Below are 663 nucleotides of genomic sequence, written 5' to 3' on the forward strand. Positions count from 1 at the left end.
AACCGTCACCGAAGATCAGAACAGTGTTGCCATCCTCGTCGGTGGTTTGGCTAGTGATTGTGGCATCCTTACCCTTAGGAATCGTCAATGTTGAGCCATCGCTTAAGGTAATGACCAGGTTACCGTCTTTGTCAGTGATTTGCTTCGTCACTGTCAGTGAGTCGCCTTGATCACCCTTATCGCCTTTGTCACCTTTTTCGCCCTTAGGAATTGAAACTTTCTTACCATCAGCGAAGACGATGACCGTGTTGCCATCTTCATCAACGTAACTGTCGGTAATTTCAGCATCCTTACCAGCGTCGCCCTTGTTGATCGTAATTTGCTTACCATCGTTGAAGGTCACAACGGTGTTGCCATCTTCGTCAGTGTTAGAGCCGGTAATGGATGAATCCTTACCGTTGTAAACAGTGAAGGAACCAGCATTCGTGCCGTCAGGGTAGGTGAAGTAGTAGGTGGTAGAATTGTTCTTCTCATCAGTCGTCGTCTTCGATTCATCGATTGAAGGCGTTTGACCATCCTTACCGTTTTGAACATCGACGGTTTGGGTTGTTTGGTTACCGTCACCGTCGGTGAACGTGAACGTTAAGACTGTCGTCTTGCCATCCTCACTTGGCACTGCAGTTACGGTTGGCGTAATCCCATCCTTACCATCTTTACCGTTGG

Annotated in this window: 1 protein-coding gene; it reads right to left on the bottom strand. The window is 47.8% G+C overall.

Annotated features, from left to right (window positions below; genetic code table 11):
• Positions 1–663: hypothetical protein (locus FC96_RS13040; protein ID WP_202813031.1), on the bottom strand; the 663-nt coding region annotated here is incomplete at both ends.

Source organism: Secundilactobacillus kimchicus JCM 15530 (assembly GCF_001433995.1).
In the GTDB taxonomy this organism is placed as follows: domain Bacteria; phylum Bacillota; class Bacilli; order Lactobacillales; family Lactobacillaceae; genus Secundilactobacillus; species Secundilactobacillus kimchicus.